This window comes from Actinomadura rupiterrae (assembly GCF_024172125.1).
GTDB classification, from domain to species: domain Bacteria; phylum Actinomycetota; class Actinomycetes; order Streptosporangiales; family Streptosporangiaceae; genus Spirillospora; species Spirillospora rupiterrae.
Genome location: NZ_JAMZEA010000005.1, coordinates 337,381 through 361,918, shown reverse-complemented (window position 1 = coordinate 361,918; position 24,538 = coordinate 337,381). Strand labels below are relative to the sequence as shown.

The window sequence follows — 24,538 nt, the reverse complement described above, 5'->3', positions numbered from 1 at the left end:
GCAGCCGCCCGTGCCGTCGCGTGAGGGGACCGACCGATGAGCGCCGCGTCCACCGACATGACCGTCCGGATCGGCTCGCTGGAGCTGCCGAACCCGGTACTCACCGCGGCCGGGTGCGGCGGGAGCGGGCGCGAGCTGGCGCCGTTCCTCGACCTCACCCGCCTCGGCGCGTTCACCACCGCGTCGGTCACCACCCAGCCGCGCGCCGGGCGCCCCACCCCGCGCGCCGCCGAGACCCCGAGCGGGCTGCTCACCGCGATGGGCCTGCCCGGCCCCGGTGTCGAGCCGTTCCTGGAGCGCGAGCTGCCCTGGCTCGTCGACCGGGACGTCCGGACGGTCGTCTCGGTCGCGGGCAACAGCGTCGAGGAGTTCGCCGAGGTCGCCCGGCGGCTGCGCGGCGTCCCGAACATCGCCGCGATCGAGGTCAACGTCGCCTGCGCGAACGTCGCCGACCGCGGCCGCATGTTCGGCTGGCACCCGGACGCGGCGGCCGCCGTCGTCGGCGCCGTCCGGCTGCACTCCCGTCCCGGCACGCCCGTCCTGGCCAAGCTCGCCCCGGACGTCACCGACATCGCCCGCATCGCGCTCGCCTGCGTGGACGCGGGCGCCGACGGCCTGACCCTGGTCAACACCATGGACGGCATGGCGATCGACCCGGTCACCCTGCGCCCGGCGCTCACCGGCGTCTCGGGCGGCCTGTCCGGCCCGGCGATCCGGCCCGTCGCCGTCCGCTGCGTCTACCAGGTGCACGCCGCGCTGCCCGACACCCCGATCATCGGCGTCGGCGGCATCGACTCCGGCCTCGCCGCCCTGGAGTTCATCCTCGCCGGCGCGAGCGCCGTCGCCCTGGGCACGACCCTGTTCCACGAGCCCGCCGCGCCGCTCCGCGTCCTGCGCGAACTGGAGGACGCCCTGTCCTCCCGCCGCATCGCCCACCTCGCGGACGCCGTCGGCCTGGCGCACAAGCCCGCGGGCTACGTGCCCCCGCGCGTCCTCCCGCTGCCCCCGTCCGACGCGGAGACCCCCGCAGAAGCCGCTGAGACCGCCAACGCCGCGTCCGCGCCCCGAATCCGCTCCACAGTGCGCATCACGTCCCCCAACGCCGCTGACGCCCCGTCCAGCCCCCAGTCAGACCCCACCCCGTCACCCCGCACCCCCGCCCCCGCATCGCCCCGCGCCGAGCCGGAGGCCCCCGCCCCCGGCAACGGCGTGCGCCGCGCAGCCGACACGACCGGACGCCGCGAGCCGGACGCCCCGGCGGAGCCCGCACCCGCCCCCAAGCCCACCCGCCGCTTCGGCACCAAACCCACCCCCCCGGCCCCCCACCCAACCCCCACCCCGGACGCGCACTCCGCGCCCACCCCGGACGGCCGCCCCGCAGCCGGTTCGGACGCGGACAGCGTCCCGCCCGCCCGCCCCGACCGCGGCCCGGCCACGCACAGCGACCGAGCCCCGAACGGGCGCGCCGCTCTCGCCCCGGACGGGCGCCCCAGTCCCGCCCCGGACGGACGCGCCAACCTCGCCCCGGACGTGCACTTCGCGCCCGCCCCGGATGCGCGCCCCAGCCTCGCCCTGGACGGCCGCACCCCCCTCGGCCCGGACGGGCACCCCAACCCCGCCCCGGACATGCACTTCGCGCCCGGCCCGGATGCGCGCTCCAGCCTCGCCCTGGACGGCCCCACCGGCCGCACCCCGGACGGACGCTCCAGCCTCGCCCCGGATGCGGGCACCGACCGTGCCCCGAACGGGGGCGCCGCGCCCGGCCCGGATGCACACTTCGCGCCCGGTTCAGGTGCGGACAGCGTCCCGGCCGCCCGCACCGATCCCGGCGCCGACACTGCGTCCGGCGCCGACACTGCGTCCGGCGCCGACACTGCGTCCGGCGCCGACACCGCGCCTGACGCCGCTCGCGGCGTCCACCCCGAGGACGGACCGGCCGCCGGCCCTGCCGCGGCAGAGACCAAGGAGAGACTCCCGTGACCGCTGCACCGGCCCCCATCGCCGTCGCGCTCGACGCCCCCGACCTGGACACCGCCGCGCGCTGGGCCAGCCAGGTCACCCCGCACGTCAGCACCGTCAAGGTCGGGCTGGAGCTCTACCTGCGCTACGGCCCGGACGTGGTCGCGAGCGTGCGCGGGGCGAGCCGCGTCCAGGTGTTCCTGGACCTGAAGCTCCATGACATCCCGGCGACCGTCGCGGGCGCGACCCGCGCGGTCGCCCGGCTGCGTCCCACGTACCTGACCGTGCACGCGGCGGGCGGCCCGGCCATGATCCGCGCCGCCGCGGACGCCGCGCCGGACACCCGGATCGCCGCCGTCACCGTCCTGACGTCCCTGAACGACGCGGACCTCGCCGCCATCGGCCTCGCCGGCCCCGCCTCGGACGCCGTGCTCCGCCTCGCCGCCCTGTCCGTGGACGCGGGCGCCCGGGCGCTGGTGTGCTCCCCGCAGGAGGCCGCCGCCGTCCGCGCCGAGGTCGGCCCGGACATCACGCTGATCACTCCCGGCGTCCGCCCGGCGGGCGCCGCCACCCAGGACCAGGCCCGCGTAGCCACCCCCGAGGACGCCCTGGCCGCCGGCGCCGACCTCCTGGTGATCGGCCGCCCCATCACCGGCGCCGCCGACCCCGGCGCCGCCGCCGCCACCATCGCCGCCACCCTCCGCCGCAACACCGCCCCCACCCCCTAACCCAGCGGCCCCGCGCCGCCCCCGAGGACGCCCTGGCGGCCGACGCCGACCTCTTGCTGATCGGCCGCCCCATCACCAGCGCCGCCCCCCTGCGCCGCAACACCGCCCCCACCCCCTAACCCAGCGGCCCCGCGCCGCCCCCGAGGACGCCCTGGCGGCCGACGCCGACCTCTTGCTGATCGGCCGCCCCATCACCAGCGCCGCCCCCCTGCGCCGCAACACCGCCCCCACCCCCTAACCCAGCGGCCCCGCGCCGCCCCCGAGGACGCCCTGGCGGCCGACGCCGACCTCTTGCTGATCGGCCGCCGCAGCACCGTCCGCACCTCCTAGCCCGCCTGCCCCCCACTCACGACGGTCGTCTGCCCGGCGGGGGCGCTGGGCAGGGCCGGGCCCGTGGCGTCCCCCGGGGCGCTCTGGGGGACGGTGCCGGGCTCTTGGGAGCGGGCGGCGGATCATCGGGGTTGCCGTCGCCTTTGCTGCTGCGGCGTTTTCGGTCTCGGGGGCCGCGACGTTGCTCTCGGTCCCTAACGCCGCCTCTCGGTCTGCGGACGTGCCGGGCGTGTTCGCGAGAGCTCAGGCGGCCTCGGTGGGGGGCTTGGGCGCGGTGCTCTTTGCGGTGGGGTGGGGTGGGGGTGGCTTGCGGGAGTGGTGGGGGGTGAGGGGTGGTTTTTGGGACGTGGTGGGAGGGTGGCTGGAGGGGGTGGGGAACGTGATCAAGATCATTTGGGGTGGGGGTGGAGAGTGACGGCTTTCGGGGTGTTTTGGGGGGAAAGTTGCGATCTTGGGTAAGTGTCCAGGTGGCGGGCTCGGGGGCGCCGAGCGGGCCCGAGTTGGGTACACTCTGTATTCAGGACACTCCAAGGAGTGATTTTCGTGATTTTGTGGCGGGTAAAACGGCACTTCACGTTGCCTTATGGGCCGTGAACTCGCTAGTTTCCCGTCCCGTCCGACTCCGTCGAGTGGAAACCTGAGGTGACCCGGCGTGGCTCTTCCGCCCCTAACCCCCGAACAGCGCGCCGCAGCCCTGGAGAAGGCTGCCAAGGCGCGCAAGGAGCGTGCCGAGGTTAAGAACCGGCTGAAGCACGGGGGGACCTCGCTCGCCGAGGTTCTCAAGGAGGGTCAGTCCGACGACGTCATCGGAAAGATGAAGGTGTCGGCTCTCCTGGAATCCCTGCCCGGTGTGGGCAAGGTCCGTGCGAAGCAGATCATGGAGCGTCTGGGCATCGCCGAGTCCCGCCGTGTGCGGGGCCTCGGTGCCAACCAGCGCGCCTCCCTGGAGCGTGAGTTCGGCGGCGGTGGAAACCGCTGACCCCCGATCCGCGAGCGGGCGCGACGGTGCTGCCGTCGCGGCCGGCCCGGGCGTGCCCGGATCCGGCACCACCCCGTTCAGCTCCGGTGCGCCCATGACCGCGCCGGACGGCTCCCAGCTGACGCAAGGTCGGCTCGTCCGTCGCCTCACGGTCCTCTCCGGGCCGTCGGGCGTCGGCAAGAGCACGGTCGTCGCCGAGATCCGGCGGGCCCACCCCGAGGTGTGGCTGTCGGTCTCGGTGACCACCCGGTCCCCCCGACCGGGTGAGACCGACGGCCTGCAGTACCACTTCGTCGACGATGCCGGTTTCGACCGGCTCGTCGCCGAGGGCGAGCTCCTCGAATGGGCGGAGTTCGCGGGCAACCGCTACGGGACCCCGCGCCGCCCGGTCGAGGAGCGTCTCGCCCGCGGCGAACCCGTCCTGCTGGAGATCGACCTCCAGGGCGCCCGGCAGGTCCGGCAGAGCATGGCCGAGGCCCGGCTGGTCTTCCTCGCCCCGCCCTCATGGGACGAGCTGGTCCGCCGCCTGACCGGACGCGGCACCGAGCCGCCGGACGTCATCGAGCGCCGCCTCGAGGCCGCCCGGGTCGAGCTCGCCGCCGAGAAGGAGTTCGACATCACCCTGGTGAACACGTCCGTCCAGGACGTGGTGGACGAGCTGCTAGTCTTGATGGTTGTTCGTTCGTAAGCATCCGCGCCGCGCATCCGACGTCCCGTCAGGGACCGGCCCCGGCGTGGTCATCTAGTGGAGGGCCACCGCGTGGCAGCCAGCAACGACGGCATCACCAACCCGTCCGTCGACGACCTGCTCGAGATCGTCGACACCAAGTACGGTCTCGTGAGCATCGCGGCCAAGCGTGCCCGGCAGATCAACGCCTACTACGCCCAGCTGGGCGAGGGCCTGCTCGAGTACGTCGGCCCGCTCGTCGAGACCCAGGTGCAGGAGAAGCCGCTCTCGATCGCGCTCCGCGAGGTCCGCGAGGGCCTGCTGAAGGCCGAGCCCGTAGAGGGCTGACCCGGCGTCCAGGCCGCGGGTGGCCGCGTCCTAGAGTCGGCCGTATGACAGCCCCCGACAAGCCCCGCGTGGTGCTCGGCGTCGCCGCCGGGATCGCCGCGTACAAGGTGTGCGAGCTGCTGCGACGGCTCACCGAGTCCGGTCACGACGTCACCGTCGTGCCGACCGAGGACGCGTTGCGCTTCGTGGGCGAGCCCACCTGGGCCGCCCTGTCCGGCAACCCCGTCTCCACCCGCGTGTGGGACGGGGTTTCCGGCGTTCCGCACGTGCGCATCGGGCAGTCCGCCGACCTGGTGTTCGTCGCCCCGGCCACCGCCGACCTGCTCGCCAGGGCCGCGCACGGCCTCGCGGACGACCTGCTCACCAACACCCTGCTCACCGCGCACTGCCCGGTCGTGTTCGCGCCCGCGATGCACACCGAGATGTGGGAGCACCCCGCCACCCAGGCGAACGTCGCCACCCTCCGCGAGCGCGGCGCGATCGTCATCGACCCCGCGTCCGGCCGCCTCACCGGCAAGGACACCGGCCGCGGACGCCTCCCGGACCCGTCCGAGCTCTTCGACGTAGCCCGCCACGTCCTCACCCGCTGGCACAAGGCCCGCGCCGCTTTCGCCACGCAGACCGGACCCGGACGGAACGGTACCGTTCCGTCCCGTCCGGCCACGGCTCCAGAGCACGCTGCGACGCCCGGCAACGGCCGCGACGGTACCGTTCCGTCCACGCCGCGCGTGGCTTCGCCTGGTGCCCAGCCCTCAGACGATGGACGGGACGCTACCGTTCCGTCCACTCCGGAGATGGGTGCGGGCGGCGAGCCCGGGGCTTCTGGTGGTGGACGGGACGGGGGCGTTTCGTCCGTTGACGGCGGGGGAGTGGTGGCGGCCGGGCGGCGCGTTGATGTCCGGGCGCTGGGGTTGTTCGATCTTGCTGGACGGCATGTCGTGGTCTCGGCCGGCGGGACGCGGGAGGCGCTCGACCCCGTCCGGTTCCTGGGGAACCGGTCGTCGGGGCTCCAGGGCTACGCGCTCGCCCGCACGGCGGTGGCCCGCGGCGCCCGCGTGACGCTGGTGTCGGCCAACGCCTCCCTGCCGGACCCCGCGGGCGCCCATGTCGTGCCGGTCGGGTCCGCGCGGGAGATGCGCGACGCGGTGCTCGCCGCCGCGAGCGACGCCGACGTGGTCGTCATGGCCGCCGCGGTGGCCGACTTCCGGCCCGCCGAGTACGTCGAATCCAAGATCAAGAAGAATCCGGACGGCGAACCCGCCCCGATTCGGCTGGTCAAGAATCCCGACATCCTGGCCGAGCTGAGCGCGGGCAAGCGTCCGGATCAGGTCGTCGTGGGATTCGCCGCGGAGACCGACGACGTGCTAGCGAACGGCCGGGAGAAGCTCAAGCGCAAGGGCTGCGACCTCCTCGTCGTGAACCAGGTGGGGGCCGACCTGACCTTCGGGCGGCCCGACAACGCCGCGGTCGTGCTGGGCGCGGACGGTTCGGCGACCGAGGTCCCGCGCGGTCCGAAGGAGGATCTCGCCGACGTGGTGTGGGACCTCGCGGCCGCCCGGCTCGCCGCGCATGATCGCGAACCTGGAGGGCATGACCGAGACGCGCCTCACCCGAGGTAGGGGCGCGGAGCTACCTGAATTCGAGGTCATTCCCTATAGACTCCGACGGAAAACTCAAACGCAAGCCTGCGGCGGGGGCGGCGTCTCCCGCCACAAAGACCGAAAAGTCCGTTCTGCGACGTCAGTCAGCAGCCGCTGCAAGGAGTTCACGTACGTGTCTCGCCGCCTGTTCACCTCCGAGTCCGTCACCGAGGGGCACCCGGACAAGATCGCGGACCAGATCAGTGACGCCATCCTGGACGCGATGCTCAAGGACGACCCCACCTCCCGGGTCGCCGTGGAGACGATGATCACCACCGGTCAGGTGCACGTGGCCGGTGAGGTCACCACCGAGACCTACGTCGACATCCCCGGCGTGATCCGGGAGAAGATCCTCGAGATCGGCTACGACTCGTCCAAGAAGGGCTTCGACGGCCACTCCTGCGGCGTGTCGGTGTCCATCGGCGCCCAGTCCCCCGACATCGCGCAGGGCGTGGACGACGCCTACGAGTCCCGCGAGGAGGGCCAGGAGGACGACCTGGACCGCCAGGGCGCGGGCGACCAGGGCCTGATGTTCGGCTACGCCACCAACGAGACGCCCGAGCTGATGCCGCTGCCGATCACCATCGCGCACCGGCTGTCGCACCGGCTGTCGGCGGTCCGCAAGGGCGGCGTGGTGCCCTACCTCCGCCCCGACGGCAAGACCCAGGTCACCATCGAGTACGACGGCGACCGCGCCGTCCGCCTCGACACCGTGGTCGTCTCGTCCCAGCACGCTCCGGACATCGACCTCAAGGAGCTGCTCACCCCGGACGTCAAGGAGCACGTCGTCGACCCGGTGCTCGCCGAGTTCGACATCGACACCGAGGGCTACCGCCTGCTCGTCAACCCCACCGGCCGGTTCGAGATCGGCGGCCCGATGGGCGACGCGGGCCTGACCGGCCGCAAGATCATCGTGGACACCTACGGCGGCATGGCCCGGCACGGCGGCGGCGCCTTCTCCGGCAAGGACCCGTCCAAGGTGGACCGCTCGGCCGCCTACGCCATGCGCTGGGTCGCCAAGAACATTGTCGCGGCGCAGCTCGCCGACCGCGCCGAGGTCCAGGTCGCCTACGCGATCGGCAAGGCCCACCCGGTCGGCGTGTTCGTGGAGACCTTCGGCACCGAGAAGGTCCCGGTCGCCAAGATCCAGCAGGCCGTCGCGCAGGTCTTCGACCTCCGCCCGGCCGCGATCGTCCGCGACCTCGACCTGCTCCGCCCGATCTACTCCCAGACGGCGGCGTACGGCCACTTCGGCCGCCCGGAGCCCGACTTCTCCTGGGAGCGCACCGACCGCGCCGGCGACCTCGCCAAGTACGCCGGCCTGCTCTAAGCACCTGCTCCACCCCGAGCCCCAGGGCCCGGACACACGTAAGGCCCCCGCCCTCGCGGGGGCCTTACGCATTTCAGGGCGTGGCCGGCGCGGTCACCTGCGCCGCCTCGCGGGGCGGGCTTGCGCGTGCAGGGGCTCTTCTTGCGCGTGCGGGGGCTTCTCGCGGGTGCGAGGCGTGCGTGGTCCCGGAGGTGGGAGGGGCCTGTCTCGCAGCGATCCTGGCCACGCGCGCGAACGCGTGACCAACCCGGCGGAGCGAAGCCGAAGGGGAGCGAAGCCGGGTTGATCGCGAAGCGATGCCGCGTTCGCCCAGGCACGGTCACGTAGCGAGCCGCTAGGCGAGCGAAGTGGGCCGGGACTTTATGAGCACGGAGTGCCGCGGGGGAGGCCGTAGCGGGCTCCCACGGTGTAGCGGCCGGGGGCGGGGACCTTCATCTGGACGAAGTCCTTGTCGGGGCCGGTCTTGGGGGAGGCCAGGCAGGCGCCCTTGCCGGGGCCGTGGACGCTGAGCCACGGCGAGTAGGCCACGCGGACGAGGTAGGTGCCCGCCGCCGGGGCGTTCACGATGACCTTGTCGGGGCGGAAGCGGTGCACCGAGGCCGGGGCGGCGACCAGCGGCGTCGGGTCGGTGACCTGGTAGAGGCGCCAGTGCGGGTCGCGCCAGACCTCGGTGAGGTAGGGCTGGCCGCCGCGGACCAGGACGTCCTCGTTGTGGGACGACCAGTCGATCTCCTGCTCGGGCAGGACGACGTAGTGCACGGCCCACTTGTGCAGCCAGTCGCGGTAGGCGTCCGGTGTGAGGGTCTTCTCATAGAACAGGGCGTTGCGCTCGGCGTCCACCTGGCGGTTCCAGCCGCGCGCGAGGATCACCTGGCGGCTGAGGCCGGACGCCTCCCAGTGCGAGCGCAGCGGGACGACCTCGACCCGGCCGCGGCCCGCGCCGCGCTGCTTGAGCTGCGCGATCAGCGCGCGGGACTGGTCGGCGGCGGTGGCCGCCGGGGTGGTGTGGATCAGGTCGTCCATCGGCTTCACGACCTGCCAGACGCCGGTCACGATGAACGCGGCGCAGAGCACGGCGAGCCGGCGCCGGTCGGTCACCCGGCCGACGGCGCAGAGCAGGAACACCCCGCCGAACACCAGCGACAGCCGCTCCACGTTGCTGCCGACCGGGGACGGGACGAGCCAGGTCAGCGCGATGCCGAGCAGGTAGACGGCCGCGCCGATCCGGATCAGCCGCCAGTCCTTGGGCGCGCACACCAGCATCGCGGCGACGCTCGCGATCGCGGGCAGCACGATCGCGGTGAGCGAGATCGGCTGGACGCCGGTGAACGGGAACAGCAGCGTGGTCGTCCCGACGACCAGCGGCATGCCGAGGCAGATCGCGATCCCGGCGCGGCGGCGTCCGGTGAGGAACATCGCCGCGCCGACGACCAGCAGGAACAGCCCGGCGACGGGGCTGGCGAAGGTGGCCAGCAGGCCGAAGCCGACCATCCCGGAGGCGCGCAGGAACGGCGTCCCGCGCCCGGTGAAGGCGCACATCACGGCGGCGAGCGCGAACAGCAGGCCGAGGCCGAAGGTGGTGCGCCCGGACGCCGAGTTGCAGGAGATCGCGAACGCGGCCCACACGGCGGCGGGCAGCGCGACCGGCGCGCGGAACCGGACCAGCATCAGCGCGGCGAGCGTCGCCGACAGCGTCCCGCTGATCACCGCGACCGTCCGGATGCCGAACCAGGCCATCAGGAACGGCGAGATCACGCTGTAGGAGGCGACGTGGATGCCGCCGTACCAGGACAGGTTGTAGGCGGCCCACGGGTAGTGCCCGACGAAGTGCGTCCAGGCCGCCTGGGCGGACAGGTCGCCGCCCTCGGTGGCCAGGAACAGCGCCCAGACCATGTGCAGGACGAAGGCCACGGCGGTCGCCGCGACGACGGGGTTGCGCGGGTTCGCCCAGCGCCTCCAGCGCGGCCCGGATGCGGGCGGCGCCGTGGGGGCGGCCGGGGCGGAGCCCACCCGCGCGGAGGCCGATGCGGTGGTCAACGCTGCCTACAGGATCCGGAGGGACGGTCGGGGCCCGGGGGGCACCGGCCAATGATCCACCGAACCCCGGCCGAGTTCAAACCGGTCGCGCGCGCTTCCACGGGACTGGCGCACCCCCTGATCTGGTAGGACGATCCTGTGAGCAACGACGGCGGAGACACCGGGCTGATCCCGGGACTGGACGCGCTTCCGGACGGCCCCGGCGGCACGACGGTACCGTCCGGCGCGACCGCCGCGCCCGGAAAGTCCGCCGGGAAGGCCGGGACGCGAGGCAAAGGCAAGGCCAAGGCGGCGGGGAAGTCCGGTACGGAGGGGAAGGGGAAGAAGGGCGCGCGCGTCCCGTCCGAGCACCTCCCGGTGGCCCGGGTCGCCGTGGACATGTCCCTTCCCCATCTCGACCGGCCCTTCGACTACCTCGTACCCAACGAACTGGACGCCATGGCCGTGCCCGGATGCCGGGTCCGCGTCCGCTTCGCCGGCCAGCTCGTGGACGGCCTGCTGCTGGACCGCGTCCAGGAGAGCGACCACGAGGGCCGCCTGTCGTTCCTGGAGCGGGTGACCTCGGCCGAGCCCGTCCTCGCCCCCGAGGTCGCGGCGCTGGCCCGCGAGGTCGCCGACCGGTACGCCGGGACGCTCGCCGACGTGCTGCGGCTGGCGATCCCGCCCCGGCACGCCAAGGCGGAGGGCGAGCCGCCGCGCGAGGCCGCGGCACCGCCGGACCCGCCGGACGGGCCGGGACCCTGGTCACGGTACCCGGCCGGGCCGTCCTTCCTGACCGCACTCGCCGGGGGCCGCGCGCCACGCGCCGTCTGGACGGCCCTGCCCGGGCCGGACCGGGTCGCGGCGATCGCGCGGGCCGTCCGCACCGCCCTCGCCGCCGGACGCGGCGCCCTGGTCGTCCTCGCGGACGGCCGGGACGTCGCCCGCGTGGACGCCGCGCTCGCCGAGGAGCTGGGTGACGGCCGCCACGTCGCGCTCACCGCCGATCTCGGCCCGACCGAGCGGTACCGGCGCTGGCTGGCGATCCGTCGCGGCGCGGTAAGGGCCGTCGTCGGGACGCGGGCCGCGATGTTCGCGCCCGTGCACGAGCTCGGCCTGGTCGTCCTGTGGGACGACGGGGACGACGTCCACGCCGAGCCGCACGCGCCCTACCCGCACCCGCGCGAGGTGCTGGCATTGCGCGCGCACCGAGCCGCGGCGGCGGCGCTGATCGGCGGCTACACGCGCACGACCGAGGCGACCGTCCTGGTCGAGACGGGCTGGGCGCACGCCCTGACCGCTGACCGCGAGACCGTCCGGGCGGCGATGCCGCGCGTCCGGCCGGTCGGGGACGACTTCGACATGGCCCGCGACGAGGCCGCCCGGGCCGCGCGCCTCCCGCACGTGGCGTTCGAGACCGCGCGGCGGGCGCTGGAGCACGGCCCGGTGCTGGTCCAGGTGCCGCGCCGCGGCTACCTGCCCGCCCTCGCCTGCCAGCGCTGCAGGACGATGGCGCACTGCACGTCCTGCCAGGGGCCCTTGGCGCTCACGTCCGCGCACGCCGCGCCCTACTGCCGCTGGTGCGGGCGCATCGCGGGGGACTGGCACTGCCCCGAATGCGGCCACTTCCAGCTCCGCGCCGTCGTCGTCGGAGCCCGCCGCACCGCCGAGGAGCTCGGTCGCGCGTTCCCCGGCGCCGCCGTCCGGACGTCCGGACGCGACGGTGTCCTCGACACGGTCGGCCCCGGCAAGGCGCTGATCGTCTCCACTCCGGGCGCCGAACCCGTCGCCGAGGACGGCTACGCCGCCGCGCTCCTGCTGGACGGCTGGGCCCTCCTCGGCCGCGCCGACCTGCGCGCCGCCGAGGAGGGCCTGCGCCGCTGGATGAACGCCGCCGCCCTCGTCCGCCCCGGCGGCCCGGTCGTCGTCGCGGCGGACGGCGCGCTCCCCGCCGTCCAGGCACTGATCCGCTGGGACCCCATCACCTTCGCCGAGCGCGAGCTGGCCGAACGCCGCGAGGCCGGCTTCCCGCCCGCCTTCCGCATGGCCTCCCTCACCGCCACCCCGGCCGCGATCCGCGAACTCCTGGACGACGCCCGCCTCCCCGCGTCCGCCGAGGTCCTAGGCCCCGTCCCGCTCACCGAGCAGCCCCAGCCGGGCCAGCCCGCCCGCGAACGCGCCCTCATCCGCGTCCCCCGCGCCGACGGCCTCCCCCTGGCCCGCGAACTCCAGGCCGCCCAAGGCGTCCGCAGCGCCCGCCGCACCCCCGAATACGTCCGAACCCAAATGGACCCCCTCGAACTCATCTGACCCCCCGGTCTCCCCAGCGAAAGCAGCCTGGAGTGGTGGCGCGGGATCTTAGACTGAAGGGTTCGTAGACTGGACGCGTCACCGCGCACCCTGGAACGGAGTCCTCCTTGTCCGTCAAGCCCATCCGCCTCTTCGGCGATCCCGTGCTGCGCACCCCTGCCGAGCCGGTCAGGGACTTCGACAAGGAGCTGCGGCAGCTCGTCAAGGACCTCACCGACACGATGATCGACGCGCCCGGCGCGGGGCTGGCCGCGCCGCAGCTGGGCGTGGGCCTGCGGGTGTTCACCTACTACGTGGACGACGTGCTCGGCCACCTGGTCAACCCGACGCTGGACCTGTCGGACGAGGAGGAGACCGGCGACGAGGGCTGCCTGTCGCTGCCGGGCCTCGCGTTCCCGACGCCGCGCGCGGTCGGGGCCGTCGCCAAGGGCTTCAACATGCACGGCGAGCCGATCACCGTGGAGGGCACGCACCTGCTGGCCCGGTGCGTCCAGCACGAGACCGACCACCTGGACGGGATCATCTTCATCGACCGGATGGACCCGGAGCAGCGCAAGGCCGCGATGAAGGCGATCCGCGAGGCGGAGTGGTTCGGCGACCCGGTTCCGCAGGTGAAGGTGTCGCCGCACAAGACGCTCGGGAAGGCGATCTGAGCATGCGCCTGGTCTTCGCCGGAACGCCCGAGACGTCCGTCCCGTCCCTGAAGGCGCTGCTGGCGTCCTCGCACGAGGTCGCCGCGGTCGTCACCCGGCCCGACGCGCCCGCCGGACGCGGCCGCAAGCTGGTGCCGAGCCCGGTGGCCGAGGCCGCCGCGGAGGCCGGGATCGAGGTGCTCAGGCCCGCCAAGGCGTCCGACCCCGAGTTCCTGGACCGGCTGCGCGCGATCGCCCCGGACTGCTGCCCGGTCGTCGCCTACGGCGCGATCCTGCGGCCCGCCGCGCTGGAGATCCCCCGGCACGGCTGGGTGAACCTGCACTTCTCGATCCTGCCCGCCTGGCGCGGCGCGGCGCCCGTCCAGCGGGCGATCCTGCACGGGGACGAGATGTCCGGCGCGTCCACCTTCCAGATCGAGGAGGGCCTGGACACCGGGCCGGTCTACGGGGTGCTGACCGAGCCGGTCCTGCCCACCGACACCTCCGGCGACCTGCTCGGACGGCTCGCCGTCGCGGGCGCCAAGCTGCTCGCCGACACGATGGACGGGATCGAGGCCGGGGTGCTGGAGCCCCGCCCGCAGCCCGCCGAGGGCGTCTCGCACGCCGCCAAGCTCACCCCCGAGGACGCCCGCGTCGACTGGACGTCCCCCGGACGGCACGTGGACCGGCTCGTCCGCGCCTGCACGCCCGCGCCCGGCGCCTGGACGACGTTCCGCGACACCCGGCTGAAGCTGTTCCCCGTCCGCCCCGTCCCGGACGCGGACGCCGGCGCGGAAGCGCTCGCGCCCGGCGAGATCCGCGCCGGTAAGAGCGAGGTGCTCGTGGGCACCGCGACGCACCCGGTCGCGCTCGGCGACGTCCAGCCGCAGGGCAAGCGCCGCATGCCCGCCGCCGACTGGGCGCGCGGGGTCTCCCTCACCGACAAGGACACGCTCGCCTGATGCCGCCCACCCGCCACCACCGCGGCCGGAGCAACGCCAACCGCCGCCCGGACGGGCCGCGCCGCACCGGCCGCCCGCAGGACCTCGTCCGCCGCACCGCGTTCGACGTGATCCGGGCCGTGGACTCCCGCGACGCCTACGCCAACCTGCTGCTCCCGGCCCGGCTGCGCGAGCGCGGCCTGACCGGTCGGGACGCGGCGCTCGCCACCGAGCTGACCTACGGGACGCTGCGCGGCCGCGGCACCTACGACGCGATCCTCGCGCTGTGCAGCGACCGCGAGCTGCGCCGCATCGACGCCCCGCTGCTGGACGTCCTGCGGCTCGGCGCCCACCAGGTGCTCGCCACCCGGATCCCGCCGCACGCCGCCGTCGGCACCGCCGTCGAGCTGGCCCGCGACGTCACCGGGCCGGGCCAGTCCAAGTTCGCCAACGCCGTGCTGCGCAAGGTCGCCGGGCGCGACCTCGCCGCCTGGCTGGAGATCGTCGCGCCGGACGACCTGGACGCCACGACCCGGCTGTCCATCGCGCGCAGCCACCCGAAGTGGATCGTGTCCGCGCTGCGCGACGCGCTCGGCCCCGACCGGGACGAGATCGACGCGCTGCTCGCCGCCGACAACGACCGTCCGCGCGTCACGCTGGTCGCCCGTCCCGGCCGCGCCACGCTGGACGAGCTGGCCGGCACCGACCCCGCGCCGTACTCGCCGGTCGGCGCTCTGCTGCCGGACGGCGACCCGGCCGCGTTCGCCGCCGTCCGCGACGGCCGCGCCGCCGTGCAGGACGAGGCCAGCCAGCTCGTCGCGCTCGCCCTCGCCGCCGCCCCGCTGGACGGTCCGGACGCCCGCTGGGCCGACCTCTGCGCCGGCCCGGGCGGCAAGGCCGGGCTGCTGTCGGCGGTCGCCACGCAGCGGGACGCCCGGCTGCTCGCCGCCGACGTCACCCCGCACCGCGCGGGCCTGGTCACCCGCGCCGTGGACGCCCGCGCCGGCGTGATCGTCGCCGACGGGACCGTTCCCGCGTGGCGTCCCGGCGCGTTCGACCGGATCATGCTGGACGCGCCGTGCACCGGCCTCGGCGCGCTGCGGCGCCGTCCCGAGGCGCGCTGGCGGCGCGGCCCCGAGGCCGTCGCCGAGCTGGGCCCGCTCCAGCGCGACCTGCTGCGCAACGCGCTGGAGTCGCTGCGTCCGGGCGGCGTGGTCGCGTACGTCACCTGCTCGCCGCACCTCGCCGAGACCCGCGTCGTCGTGGACGACGTGCTCCGCGGCCGCGACGACGCCGAACGCCTCGACGCCCCGGACGTCCTGACCGGCATCGCGCCGTCCCTCGACCGGATCCGCGTCGGCGACACCCCGTACGCCCAGTTCTGGCCGCACCGGCACGGCACCGACGCGATGTTCCTGTCCCTCATCCGCAGACTCTGATCCCGGCGCCGTCGGGCGGCCCTGCCGTCCGGCGGCGGGACGGGGACTTCTAAGCTGGGGGCCATCATGGCTCCGCAGATCTCTCCCAGCATCCTGTCCGCCGACTTCGCCTCCCTCGGGAGCGAGATCGAGCGGATCGCCGACGCCGCCGACTGGGTGCACGTCGACGTGATGGACAACCACTTCGTCCCGAACCTCACCCTCGGGCTGCCCATCGTGGAGGCGCTGCTCAAGACCAGCCGCCTGCCGCTCGACTGCCACCTGATGATCGACGACCCGGACCGGTGGGCGCCGCAGTACGCCGAGGCCGGGGCGAAGAGCGTCACGATCCACGCGGAGGCGGCGTCCGCGCCGATCCGGACGCTCCGGACGATCCGCGCGGCCGGGGCACGCGCCGGGCTCGGCGTGAACCCGGCGACACCGGTCGACCAGTTCGAGGACATCCTCGGCGAGATCGACATGCTGCTGCTGATGACCGTCGAGCCGGGCTTCGGCGGCCAGAAGTTCCTGGACGTCGTGCTCCCCAAGGTGCGCCGCGCCCGCGACCTGATCAAGGGCCGCGACCTGGACATCTGGCTCCAGGTGGACGGCGGCGTCAGCAGCGAGACGATCGAGCGCTGCGCCGAGGCGGGCGCGGACGTGTTCGTCGCGGGCAGTGCCGTGTACGGCGCGGACGACCCGGCCGAGGCCGTCCGGAACCTGCGCGCGCAGGCGAAGCGCGCGACGAACGAGGCCCGCTGGTCCGCCACCTGATGGTCTTCCTGCCGTGCTCGGCCGTCCTGTTCGACGTGGACGGCACGCTGGTCGACTCCACGCCCCTGATCGAGCGGGCGGCGCGGGAGTGGGCGGCCGAGTACGGTCTGGACGCCGACGAGTTCCTCTCCGGCGCGCACGGCCGCCGGACGTCCGAGCGCGTCGCCGAGTACCTGCCCGCCGACGCGGTCGCCGAGGCCACCGCGCGGCTGGACGCGCTGGAGGCGTCCCGCACCGACGGCATCAGCGCGCTCCCCGGCGCCGTCCGCCTCCTGTCCTCCCTGGACGGGCTGCCCTGGGCGCTGGTCACCTCGATGGACATCGGGCAGCTGCGCGTCAGGACCGGCGTCGCTGGTGTGCCGCTGCCGCCCGTGGTCGTCACCGCGGAGCGGGTCACCCGCGGCAAGCCCGACCCGCAGGGGTACCTGCTGGCCGCGCGCGAGCTGGGCGTCGATCCGGCGGACTGCGTCGTCATCGAGGACGCGCCCGCCGGTATCCGCGCCGGACGCGCCGCTGGAGCGACCGTCCTAGCCGTCGCCACCAGCCACGACGCGTCGCTGCTGACCGAGGCCCACGCCGTCGTCCCGGACCTGGGACAGATCACCGCCGCCCCCGGCGGCCTCGTCCTCTCCGCGATCTGAAGGCGCATCCCGCGCCGAGGCGGAAAAGGATACACCCTAACGAGCGCTTGGTTGGCCTACTCCGGCCGTGGGCGGTCTCACATCCCCTCGGGAACAAGGGCCGTGGCACACTGGTTGGCAGCAGTGCAACGCGTGCTCCGGGGTCGGTGAAAGTCCGAACCGGCGGTGACAGTCCGCGACCCGGCCGAAACCATCGGCCGGTTGACCCGGTGGAACTCCGGGACCGACGGTTAAAGTCCGGATGGGAGGCAGCGCGCGAACGGCCCCTGCTCACGTGGGAAAAGGGGCTGCACGCCGTACGCGACCGTCGTGCTGGCAGGAACCCCGGAGCCTGACCCCGAAAGGGAGGCCCGGGACATGTTCACCGGCATCGTCGAGGAACTCGGCGAGATCAGGGAGGTCGCGTCCGAAGGGGACTCGGCCCGCCTCACCATCCACGGCCCGCTCGTCACCTCCGACGCCGTCCACGGCGCATCGATCGCCGTCAACGGCGTGTGCCTGACCGTCGTCGACGTCAAGGACGAGACCTTCACCGCGGACGTCATCAAGGAGACGCTCGACAGGTCCAGCCTCGGCGGCCTCGAACCCGGAGCGCGAGTCAACCTGGAACGACCCGTCCGGGTGTCCGACCGGCTCGGCGGCCACATCGTGCAAGGCCACGTGGACGGCGTGGGCACCATCCTCTCCCGCGAGCCCGGGGAGCGCTGGGACGTCGTGACCGTCTCGCTCCCGTCCGACCTCGCCCGGTACGTGGCGAACAAGGGCTCGATCACCATCGACGGCATCAGCCTCACCGTCGTCGAGGCCGGCGCCGACCGGTTCACGGTCGCGCTCATCCCGACCACGCTCGCCCTCACCACGCTCGGCCTCAAGGGCCCCGGCGACACCGTGAACCTCGAGGTCGACGTCGTCGCCAAGTACGTCGAGCGCATGATCACCGCGCGTCCGGGCACGACCGTCCCGCAGCCGAAGGCCGAGGACGCGTCGTGAACTGGTTGAACGCGAGCTTCACCCTCCTCGGCGAGCACGTCCTCTGGACGGACCTCGTCGGCAACGTCCTCTCCCTCACCGTCGTCTACCTCGCCATGCGCAAGACGCTGTGGACCTGGCCCGTCCAGATCACCGGCGCCCTGCTGCTGCTCGCCGCCTCGCTGCACGCACACGTCCCGGGCAACGCCCTCAAGCAGGGCCTGTTCGTCTTCCTCGGCGCGTACGGCTGGATCATGTGGGCGCGCGGACGGCACGGCGGCGAACCCCTCGTCATCCGCAAGGCCACCGCCCGCGAGCGGGCCGTCCTGCTCGGCGCGCTGGCGCTCGGCACGATCCTGGTCGCGCAGCTGTTCATCCACCTGACCTGGCTGAAGGTCGCGTGGTCGCCGTGGGCGAACGCCTACATCTTCGTCGGCAGCGCCGCCGCGACGTTCGCGCAGAGCCGCGCCCTCGTCGACTTCTGGATCATCTGGGTGCTGGTGGACCTGGTCGGCGTCCCGCTGGCCCTGAAGTCCGGCCTCTGGGTGTCCGGCGCCGTCTACGGCATCTTCTTCGTCATGGTCATGGCCGGGTTCCGCAAGTGGCTCAAGGAGGCCCGCCGGAACCCGTCCGTCCCGTCCCACACCGACAAGGCGGTGACCGCGTGATGAGCGGCAACGACCAGTCCCTCACCTACGACGACCAGTCCACCGGGTTCGCGGACGGACCGTCCGGGATCTTCGACACCGTCGAGGAGGCCCTCGCCGCGATCGCCGCGGGCGAGGCCGTCGTCGTCGTGGACGACGAGGACCGCGAGAACGAGGGCGACATCATCTTCGCCGCGGCGAAGGCCACGCCCGAGCTGCTCGCCTTCACCATCCGCTACACCAGCGGCGTGATCTGCGCGCCGATGCTCGGCCCGGACCTGGACCGCCTCCAGATCCCGCTGATGACCACCCAGAACCGCGACCGGATGCGCACCGCGTTCACCGTCAGCGTGGACGCCCGGGACGGCGTGACCACCGGCATCTCCGCCGCCGACCGCGCGCACACCCTCCGGGTGCTGTGCGACCCGGGCAGCGAGCCCGCCGAGCTGGTCCGTCCGGGCCACATCTTCCCGCTGCGCTACCACGAGGGCGGCGTGCTGCGCCGCCGCGGCCACACCGAGGCCGCCGTCGACCTCGCGCAGCTCGCCGGGCTGCCGCCCGCGGGCGTCCTCGCCGAGGTCGTCAACGACGACGGCACCATGGCCCGGCTGCCCGAGCTCCAGGTCTTCGCCAAGGAGCACGGCCTCAAGCTGATCTCCATCGAGCAGCTCGTCGAGTACCGCAAGCGCACCGAGCCGATGGTCACCCGCGCCGTCGAGACCCGGCTGCCGAACCGGTTCGGCGCCTGGCGCGCGGTCGGCTACTCCAGCGCCGTGGACGGCGGGGAGCACGTCGCGCTCGTCCTCGGCGAGATCGGCGACGGCGAGGACGTCCTGGTCCGCGCGCACTCCGAATGCCTCACCGGCGACGTCCTGCACTCCGAGCGCTGCGACTGCGGCACCCAGCTGGACGCCGCCATGGCCCGCATCGCCGAGGAGGGCCGCGGCGTCGTCCTCTACCTGCGCGGGCACGAGGGACGCGGCATCGGCCTGCTCGCCAAGCTCCGCGCCTACTCCCTCCAGGACAACGGCTCCGACACCGTGGACGCCAACATGGAGCTCGGCCTCCCGGTGGACGCCCGCGAGTACTCCAACGCCGCGCACATGCTGCGCGACCTGGGCGTCCGGTCGGTCCGCGTGCTGACCAACAACCCGGCCAAGCTCAAGGGCCTGTCCGGTTTCGGGCTGGACGTCCGCGGCCGCGAGGCCCTGCCCGTCGTCGTCACCGAGCACAACCGCCGCTACCTGACCGCCAAGCGCGACCGCCTCGGCCACCAGATCGGAGACCTCGCATGACCGGCCAGGGACGCCCGGGGGACGGGACGGCTCGCGTGATGCGGAAAGGCGATCAGGGCGGGACGGCTCGCGTGATCCGCGTCGTCCGCGTGGAAGGAGGGCGCGCATGACCGGCCAGGGACGCCCCGAGGACGGGGTGGTCGACGCGTCCGGGCTGAGCCTGGGCATCGTCTGCACGCGCTGGAACGCGGCGATCACCGACCGGCTGCTGGCCCGGGCGGTCGAGGCCGCCGAGGCGTGCGGCGTTTCGGACCCGGTGGTCGTCCGGGTGGCGGGCGCGCTGGAGATCCCGGTCGTGGCGCAGCAGCTGGCCCGCGATCTGGACGCCGTGGTCGCGCTCGGCGCCGTCATTCGCGGTGAAACCGCGCACTTCGACTATGTCTGCGATTCGGTCACCGCCGGTGTGACACGCGTCGCATTGGACGAATCGACGCCGGTCGGCAACGGAGTTCTCACTTGCAACGATCTCGACCAGGCCATGGCCCGGGCGGGATTCCCCGACAGCCTTGAGGACAAGGGCTGGGAATCGGTCGTCGCCGCCCTCGACACCGCCCTGACGCTGCAGACGCTGCGGCTGCACGGCGCCGCGGCCGAATAGCCGGGGGCCTCGCCGGGCGGCCGCGGGAAAATCTGCGGCCGCCCGGCGCGCGGGCCGAATATGCCCGCGCGGCGGACGGTCAATTGATCAATTCCGAAGACCCGGGAAATGGCCGGCGGCCCAGCGCGGAGCGCGTTCTTCGGGGACGTCCCGGGGAAGTGCCGTGTTCACGGCATGGTAGGTTCTTTGTTGCTACAGCAGGTGACGATGTCAAAGCGACGGGAGGCGACGGTGGCCGCACTCGGCACGGTTCTGTCCTTGCGAGGTTCGCGGCATCACGGCCACACCGGGCATCGCGCGGAGCATTCGGGCTCCTGAGCGCCACCCCGGTTCCGTCAGACCGTCCACCTCTCTGAAAGGCACTGCTGTGCTGTCTCTCGTCCTGCCCAAGGGGTCCCTGGAGAAGGCGACCCTGGAGCTGTTCGACGCCGCCGACCTGACCGTCCGGCGCTCGTCCGACCGCGACTACCGCGCGTCCATCGACGACCCGCGGATCGACCGGGTGCGCGTGCTGCGCCCGCAGGAGATCCCGACCTACCTGGAGCAGGGGCTCTTCGACCTCGGCATCACCGGCCGCGACTGGATCACCGAGACCGACTCGGACGTGGTGAGCCTCGGCGAGCTGAAGTACTCCAAGGCCACCTCCAACCCGGTCCGCGTGATCATGGCGGTGCCGAACGACGCGCCCTGGCAGTCGGTCGCCGACCTGCCCGAGGGCGTCCGGATCTCCACCGAGTTCCCGGAGATGACCCGCCGCTACCTGGCGCGGCACGGGGTGAAGGCGAAGGTCGTGCCGTCCTACGGCGCCACCGAGGCGAAGGTCCCCGACATCGTGGACGCCATCGTCGACCTCACCGAGACCGGGTCGTCCCTGCGCAAGAACGGGCTGCGCATCCTCGACACGCTGCTCACCAGCTACACCGAGCTGGTCGCGAACCGCGAGGCCTACGAGGACGCCGGGAAGCGCGCCGCCATGGAGGACGTCGCGCTGCTGCTCCAGGGCGCGATCCGGGCCCGCGGCAACGTGCTGCTGAAGCTGAACGTCGCGCAGTCCGACCTCGCCGGCGTCCTGGACATCATGCCCGCGATGTCGTCGCCGACCGTCACCTCCCTCGCCGGCGGCGAGGCGAGCGCGGTCGAGTCCGTCGTGCCCAAGCGCGGGGTGAACACCCTGATCCCCGCGCTGAAGGCGGCCGGCGCGCACGACATCCTCGAGATCCCGATCAGCAAGATCGTTGACTGACGTCCCCGCGCTGCCGGTGGTGTGGCGCCCCCGCACCACCCGGCTCGTCGCGTACGTGACGGCGGGCGCGAGCGTGCTCGGCATGGTCCTGCTCGCCGTCATCGTCGCCCCGCAGTTCAAGGCGTTCGACCGCACCATGATGGTCCTTTTCGGGCTGCTCATGGCGTGGATCCTGCACATGCTGGCCCGCTGCCGGGTCAGCGCCGACGAGGCGGGGGTGACGGTCGTCAACGCCTTCCGCACCCGCCGCCTCGCCTGGGCCGAGATCGTCGACGCGAACATGAGCGTCGGCGAACCCTGGCCGACCCTCGACCTGGCGGACGGCACGTCTCTCGGCGCCATGGGCATCAACGGCGCCGAGAAGCACCTCGCCGCCCGCCAGCTCACCGAACTCCAATCCTTGATCCACGCCAAGGCCGAAGCCCGCGACCACTGACCGCCCGCCCGCGCCGTCCGCCCGCGCTGCTCGCCCGCCCGCGCCGTCCGTCCGCGCCGTCCGTCCGTCCGCGCCGTCCGTCCGTCCGCGCTGACCGCCCGTGCGGCCCGCCCGCGCCGTTCGTCCGCGCCGTCCGGCCGGCGCGGGGCTGCGGTGGTGGGCCGACGTCCGCGGTGCGTGCCGGGTCGGCCCGTCCGGAGCCGGCGGTTGGTCAGTCCTCCTTCTTCAGGAACTGTTCGAGGACGGTCCTGATCCACTCCTCCGCCTCGTCCTTGTCGAGGTCGGCGTCCAGGAGGGGGCTGCCGTCGTCGAAGTAGGCGAGGAGCAGGTGCTCGGTGCCGATGTAGTTGTGGCCGAGCCGGAGCGCCTCGCGGACGCTCCGCTCCAGCACCTTCGCCGCGTCCTGCGCGTAGGGGATGTTCTCGGGGATCGGCGTGTCCACGCGCGGCGGCAGCGCCCGGACGGCGATCTCCCGCAGGTCCTCGACCGTGACGCCCTGCTCCTGGATCGCCTTGACCGCCAGGCCCTCGGGCTCGGTCAGCAGCCCGAGCACCAGGTGGGGGAGCCGGATCTCGTCGTTCCCCGCGCTCCGCGCCGCCTCCTGCGAGGCGAGCATCGCGTTGACCGCGCGCTTGGTGAACCGCGAGAACGGCCCGGTCGCCTCGACCGTCCCGCCGCCCGGCTTGGGGACGAACCGCTTCTGCGCGGCCTGCTTCGTGACGCCCATGCTGCGCCCGATCTCCGTCCAGGACGCCCCGGACCTGCGCGCCTGGTCCACGAAGTGCCCGACGAGGTGGTCGGCCGCCTCGCCGATCTGCTCCGACACGACCACCGCGTCCGACAGCCGGTCGAGCGGCCCGCCCTGGGGATGCTGACTGTTCACGTACTCGATGAGGTCACCGAGCCGCACCGGAAGTTCGCTCATGCGTCAACCATAGGTTGACGCCTCCCGGCCGTCAACCTCGGGTTGACGGTCGGCGCCTTTTCGGAGGCTCAGTGCGTGTATCGGCTGCTGTCTCCGTCCGCCCAGGTGATGGTGAACGCGCCCTTCGCCGGCGGTTTCGCATCGCCCGCCATCGTGGACGACCCGCAGGTCATCGTGAACCGGTATACGGGGGAGACCCGGGCGACGCGTCCAGTGCAGTCCGTGGTGCTCCTGAAATGCAGACCGCCGTTCTTGGCGACGGTCATCGTGGTCATATCCGTGTGCCAAGTGCCCGTGAACGGCGTGGCGTCCTTCGGCTCGGACGCCGAGCATGCCGCCATGAACAGCGCGATGGCCAGGGCTACCGCAATGCGCATCTCAATCGCGGTCCGCGGACGAGGCGCGGAACTGCGGAATGGTGCGCGAGCGAAGCCCGAAACCCCAGTCGAGCATCCGTGCCGCATCGGTGAACCGCGCAGCGGACGACGGCTCCCCGAGGACGACCCCGTACACGTTCCGCGCTCCACGTTCAGCGGTGAAAAGCAGGCAGTACCCGGCCGAGTTCGTGAACCCGGTCTTCACGCCGCCCGCGCCCTTGTAGGACCCGAGAAGCCGATTGGTGTTCGTCCACCCGTAGGCGCTACGCGACCTCGACTTGGCCAGCCCATAAGTGCGAGTGCCGACAACGCGCCGAACGATCGGGTCGGTCAGGGCCTCACGCGCGAGCTTCACCAGGTCGCGCGGTGTGCTGGAGTCGGCGGAGTTCGACGGCCACGGCAATCCGTCGAAGTTGTCATAGCGGGTACTCGACATCCCGATCTGCATGGCGGTCGCATTCATCTTCGCCACGAACTTCGGCCACGTCGGACCATAGGACTCGGCCAGCGCATACGCCGCGTCCGACCCGGACGGCAGCAGCATCGCATACAGCAACTGCCGCGCGGTAAGCCGATCCCCGGCCCGAAGCCCCGCCATGCTGGCGCCGTGCCGCACCCCGTAATCCAGATATTTCTGCTTGATCGTGATCGTCCGCCCCAGATCCCCGGACCGGACGACCACCAGCGCCGTCATCAGCTTCGTCACGCTCGCGATAGGCCGCCGAACATCTGCGGACCGTCCCCAAGCGCCACGCCCCGAGACCAGATAGGCCCCCTTCGCCGAAACCCCCGACAACTGAGTTTCCGCCGTCCCGGCGTCCGAGGGCACGACCCCCGCGCTGGCCGCCGGCAAGGCGTCCACCAGGGACACCGTGAGGACCATGGCCGCCATTAATCCCGTGCGTCGCATCAGCGTTCCCGTTCCGCTCGTCCGACGAAGGCCCGAGCAGCCTCCCGGCCCCCAGCCCCACCCGCAACCGGTTCACCGAAACACACCCCGCCCCGAACCCAAAACGCGACACGGCCCACCCCAACAAATCCAGAACCACCCTCCCCACCCCGCCCCACCCCCAACCAAACCCCGCCCGCCCTCCCGCCGCCTCCGAACAACCCCGCAACGGCCCCGGCACCGGCAGCACGCCACCGCACCGCCACACGGCGCCGCGCTGGCGTCAACGCCCGCACCGGCGTCAACGTCCGCACCGGCGTCAGCGTCCGCCGCCAGCGCCAGCGTCCCGCAGCAGCGCCAGCGTCCCGCACCAGCGCCAGCGTCCCGCACCAGCGCCAGCGTCCCGCACCAGCGTCGGCGTCCCGTACGAGCGTCAGCGTCCCGCA

23 protein-coding genes and 1 riboswitch are annotated in these 24,538 nt (G+C 73.3%); of the genes, 19 read left to right on the top strand and 4 right to left on the bottom strand.

All coding sequences use genetic code 11. The annotated features are described in order from the left end of the window. Window positions 1-36 precede the first annotated feature (36 nt). The 7 genes from FHU30_RS47125 to metK all read left to right on the top strand — a co-directional run bounded on the left by FHU30_RS47125 (window position 37) and on the right by metK (window position 7,981). Entirely contained in the window at window positions 37-1,980 is a 1,944-nt protein-coding gene (locus FHU30_RS47125; RefSeq protein WP_308211332.1) for a dihydroorotate dehydrogenase, read from the top strand. Next, window positions 1,977-2,687 (top strand): orotidine-5'-phosphate decarboxylase, encoded by a 711-nt coding sequence (gene pyrF, locus FHU30_RS18445; RefSeq protein ID WP_253877282.1) that lies wholly within the window; start codon window positions 1,977-1,979, stop codon window positions 2,685-2,687. The genes FHU30_RS47125 and pyrF overlap by 4 nt, the downstream gene beginning before the upstream one ends. Window positions 2,688-3,669: 982 nt before the next feature. Next, entirely contained in the window at window positions 3,670-3,996 is a 327-nt protein-coding gene (gene mihF / locus FHU30_RS18440) for an integration host factor, actinobacterial type (RefSeq protein ID WP_026411631.1), read from the top strand. Window positions 3,997-4,090: 94 nt separating this feature from the next. After that, the gene (gmk, locus tag FHU30_RS18435) at window positions 4,091-4,684 is read left to right on the top strand and encodes a guanylate kinase (RefSeq protein WP_253877280.1); all 594 of its coding nucleotides are present in this window, start codon (window positions 4,091-4,093) and stop codon (window positions 4,682-4,684) included. 72 nt (window positions 4,685-4,756) lie between these two features. Further along, entirely contained in the window at window positions 4,757-5,011 is a 255-nt protein-coding gene (gene rpoZ / locus FHU30_RS18430; RefSeq protein WP_026411629.1) for a DNA-directed RNA polymerase subunit omega, read from the top strand. Between the two features lie 44 nt (window positions 5,012-5,055). Then, entirely contained in the window at window positions 5,056-6,630 is a 1,575-nt protein-coding gene (locus FHU30_RS18425; protein ID WP_253877278.1) for a bifunctional phosphopantothenoylcysteine decarboxylase/phosphopantothenate synthase, read from the top strand. A gap of 154 nt (window positions 6,631-6,784) precedes the next feature. Next, a complete protein-coding gene (metK, locus tag FHU30_RS18420) occupies window positions 6,785-7,981 on the top strand; it encodes a methionine adenosyltransferase (protein ID WP_253877276.1) in 1,197 nt (398 codons plus the stop codon). A 360-nt stretch (window positions 7,982-8,341) separates the two neighbouring features. Here metK and FHU30_RS18415 read toward each other — a convergent pair whose 3' ends face one another. Continuing rightward, window positions 8,342-10,018, bottom strand: a complete 1,677-nt coding sequence (locus FHU30_RS18415) for a DUF8823 domain-containing protein (RefSeq protein ID WP_253877274.1) — start codon at window positions 10,016-10,018, stop codon at window positions 8,342-8,344. A 138-nt stretch (window positions 10,019-10,156) separates the two neighbouring features. On the opposite strand from FHU30_RS18415, the gene FHU30_RS18410 reads away from it, so the two are divergent. The 12 genes from FHU30_RS18410 (at window position 10,157) to FHU30_RS18355 (ending at window position 21,901) form a co-directional block, all read left to right on the top strand. After that, window positions 10,157-12,307 (top strand): primosomal protein N', encoded by a 2,151-nt coding sequence (locus tag FHU30_RS18410; protein WP_253877273.1) that lies wholly within the window; start codon window positions 10,157-10,159, stop codon window positions 12,305-12,307. A 107-nt stretch (window positions 12,308-12,414) separates the two neighbouring features. After that, window positions 12,415-12,960 carry a peptide deformylase gene (gene def, locus FHU30_RS18405; RefSeq protein ID WP_253877272.1) on the top strand — a complete coding sequence of 182 codons (546 nt, stop codon included), beginning with the start codon at window positions 12,415-12,417 and terminating at the stop codon, window positions 12,958-12,960. Between the two features lie 2 nt (window positions 12,961-12,962). After that, window positions 12,963-13,901 (top strand): methionyl-tRNA formyltransferase, encoded by a 939-nt coding sequence (gene fmt / locus FHU30_RS18400; RefSeq protein ID WP_253877271.1) that lies wholly within the window; start codon window positions 12,963-12,965, stop codon window positions 13,899-13,901. Continuing rightward, window positions 13,901-15,319 carry an RsmB/NOP family class I SAM-dependent RNA methyltransferase gene (locus tag FHU30_RS18395; RefSeq protein ID WP_253877270.1) on the top strand — a complete coding sequence of 473 codons (1,419 nt, stop codon included), beginning with the start codon at window positions 13,901-13,903 and terminating at the stop codon, window positions 15,317-15,319. The genes fmt and FHU30_RS18395 overlap by 1 nt, the downstream gene beginning before the upstream one ends. Window positions 15,320-15,385: 66 nt before the next feature. Continuing rightward, complete coding sequence (rpe, locus tag FHU30_RS18390; RefSeq protein WP_253877269.1) at window positions 15,386-16,072, top strand: ribulose-phosphate 3-epimerase; 687 nt, start codon at window positions 15,386-15,388, stop codon at window positions 16,070-16,072. Continuing rightward, complete coding sequence (locus tag FHU30_RS18385) at window positions 16,072-16,713, top strand: HAD-IA family hydrolase (RefSeq protein WP_253877268.1); 642 nt, start codon at window positions 16,072-16,074, stop codon at window positions 16,711-16,713. The genes rpe and FHU30_RS18385 overlap by 1 nt, the downstream gene beginning before the upstream one ends. A 128-nt stretch (window positions 16,714-16,841) precedes the next feature. Continuing rightward, window positions 16,842-16,972, top strand: a riboswitch (FMN riboswitch). A 98-nt stretch (window positions 16,973-17,070) separates the two neighbouring features. Continuing rightward, the gene (locus FHU30_RS18380; RefSeq protein WP_253877267.1) at window positions 17,071-17,703 is read left to right on the top strand and encodes a riboflavin synthase; all 633 of its coding nucleotides are present in this window, start codon (window positions 17,071-17,073) and stop codon (window positions 17,701-17,703) included. Beyond that, window positions 17,700-18,350: a nicotinamide mononucleotide transporter family protein gene (locus FHU30_RS18375; protein WP_253877265.1), complete on the top strand. Its 651-nt coding sequence runs from the start codon at window positions 17,700-17,702 to the stop codon at window positions 18,348-18,350. The genes FHU30_RS18380 and FHU30_RS18375 overlap by 4 nt, the downstream gene beginning before the upstream one ends. Continuing rightward, window positions 18,350-19,624: a bifunctional 3,4-dihydroxy-2-butanone-4-phosphate synthase/GTP cyclohydrolase II gene (locus FHU30_RS18370; RefSeq protein WP_301323286.1), complete on the top strand. Its 1,275-nt coding sequence runs from the start codon at window positions 18,350-18,352 to the stop codon at window positions 19,622-19,624. Before FHU30_RS18375 ends, FHU30_RS18370 begins: the two co-directional genes overlap by 1 nt. Before the next feature lie 106 nt (window positions 19,625-19,730). Beyond that, on the top strand, window positions 19,731-20,222 hold the full coding sequence (gene ribH / locus FHU30_RS18365; RefSeq protein ID WP_253877263.1) for a 6,7-dimethyl-8-ribityllumazine synthase: 492 nt from the start codon (window positions 19,731-19,733) through the stop codon (window positions 20,220-20,222). Window positions 20,223-20,589: 367 nt separating this feature from the next. Next, window positions 20,590-21,465: an ATP phosphoribosyltransferase gene (gene hisG, locus FHU30_RS18360; protein ID WP_253877261.1), complete on the top strand. Its 876-nt coding sequence runs from the start codon at window positions 20,590-20,592 to the stop codon at window positions 21,463-21,465. Beyond that, window positions 21,458-21,901 (top strand): PH domain-containing protein, encoded by a 444-nt coding sequence (locus tag FHU30_RS18355; protein WP_253877259.1) that lies wholly within the window; start codon window positions 21,458-21,460, stop codon window positions 21,899-21,901. Before hisG ends, FHU30_RS18355 begins: the two co-directional genes overlap by 8 nt. Window positions 21,902-22,112: 211 nt before the next feature. On the opposite strand, the gene FHU30_RS18350 is transcribed toward FHU30_RS18355, so the two are convergent. The 3 genes from FHU30_RS18350 to FHU30_RS18340 form a co-directional block, all read right to left on the bottom strand. Next, window positions 22,113-22,826 (bottom strand): Clp protease N-terminal domain-containing protein, encoded by a 714-nt coding sequence (locus FHU30_RS18350; RefSeq protein WP_253877257.1) that lies wholly within the window; start codon window positions 22,824-22,826, stop codon window positions 22,113-22,115. A gap of 68 nt (window positions 22,827-22,894) precedes the next feature. Then, window positions 22,895-23,203, bottom strand: coding sequence for a hypothetical protein (locus FHU30_RS18345; RefSeq protein ID WP_253877255.1), 309 nt, complete (start codon window positions 23,201-23,203; stop codon window positions 22,895-22,897). A 1-nt stretch (window position 23,204) separates the two neighbouring features. Further along, window positions 23,205-24,074 (bottom strand): D-alanyl-D-alanine carboxypeptidase family protein, encoded by an 870-nt coding sequence (locus FHU30_RS18340; RefSeq protein WP_253877253.1) that lies wholly within the window; start codon window positions 24,072-24,074, stop codon window positions 23,205-23,207. Window positions 24,075-24,538: the final 464 nt, after the last annotated feature.